General features: G+C 55.2%; 1 rRNA gene. It reads right to left on the reverse strand.

Features of this window, described 5'->3' with window-relative positions:
* Positions 1-1,581, reverse strand: a 23S ribosomal RNA gene (locus J2W14_RS21170); the annotation flags it as partial.
* Positions 1,582-1,621 lie beyond the last annotated feature (40 nt).

The raw sequence follows: 1,621 nt of genomic DNA on the forward strand, positions 1-1,621 counted from the left end.
GGCAGGTATTGGGCGGTTAGTATCCCCTGTTCAGCATGGGCGGTTTTTCGCCGGTACGGGAATATCAACCCGTTGTCCATCGACTACGCCTGTCGGCCTCGCCTTAGGTCCCGACTTACCCAGGGCAGATTAGCTTGACCCTGGAACCCTTGATCATTCGGCGGACGGGTTTCTCACCCGTCTTTCGCTACTCATGCCTGCATTCTCACTCGTGTAGGCTCCACCGCTGGTTTACACCGCGACTTCACTGCCCACACGACGCTCCCCTACCACTCCAGACGCCTGAACCAACCCACAAGGGGCGGCTTAGCTAATATCTGAAATCCACAACTTCGGCGGTGTACTTGAGCCCCGCTACATTGTCGGCGCGGAATCACTTGACCAGTGAGCTATTACGCACTCTTTTAAGGATGGCTGCTTCTAAGCCAACCTCCTGGTTGTCTTCGCAACTCCACATCCTTTCCCACTTAGCACACGCTTAGGGGCCTTAGTTGGTGGTCTGGGCTGTTTCCCTCTCGACTATGAAGCTTATCCCCCACAGTCTCACTGCTGCGCTCTCACTTACCGGCATTCGGAGTTTGGCTGACGTCAGTAACCTTGTAGGGCCCATTAGCCATCCAGTAGCTCTACCTCCGGTAAGAAACACGCAACGCTGCACCTAAATGCATTTCGGGGAGAACCAGCTATCACGAAGTTTGATTGGCCTTTCACCCCTACCCACAGCTCATCCCCTCCATTTTCAACTGAAGTGGGTTCGGTCCTCCACGACGTCTTACCGTCGCTTCAACCTGGCCATGGGTAGATCACTTCGCTTCGGGTCTAGATCACGCCACTGCAACGCCCTATTCAGACTCGCTTTCGCTACGGCTTCCCCACACGGGTTAACCTCGCGACGTAACACTAACTCGCAGGCTCATTCTTCAAAAGGCACGCCGTCACCAGAATCAGACTGGCTCCGACGGATTGTAAGCACACGGTTTCAGGTACTGTTTCACTCCCCTCCCGGGGTACTTTTCACCTTTCCCTCACGGTACTGGTCCGCTATCGGTCATTAGGGAGTATTTAGGCTTATCAGGTGGTCCTGACAGATTCACACGGGATTTCTCGGGCCCCGTGCTACTTGGGATACTCCCCGGGCGGTACACAACATTTCGGTTACGGGGCTCACACCCTCTCTGGCCGGCCTTTCAAGACCGTTCACCTATGCCTGTACTACACACCCCACTGTCCCGGCAGAGACAGAATGGGAAGTCCCACAACCCCGACCATGCAACGCCCGCCGGCTATCACACATGGAACGGTTTAGCCTGATCCGCGTTCGCTCGCCACTACTGACGGAATCACTATTGTTTTCTCTTCCTGCGGGTACTGAGATGTTTCACTTCCCCGCGTTCCCTCCACGCACCCTATGTGTTCAGATGCGGGTCACCAGGCAGCTCGCGCCCCTGGCGGGGTTTCCCCATTCGGACACCCTGGGATCACAGTCCGGTTATCGACTCCCCCAGGCTTATCGCAGATTCCTACGTCCTTCTTCGGCTCCTAATGCCAAGGCATCCACCGTGTGCTCTTAAAAACTTGACCACAAAAGATCAATAAAACGCTATTCTTTCGAGAGAACCAC

The sequence above is a fragment of the Pseudarthrobacter oxydans genome (assembly GCF_030812335.1).
GTDB classification, from domain to species: Bacteria; Actinomycetota; Actinomycetes; order Actinomycetales; family Micrococcaceae; genus Arthrobacter; species Arthrobacter oxydans_B.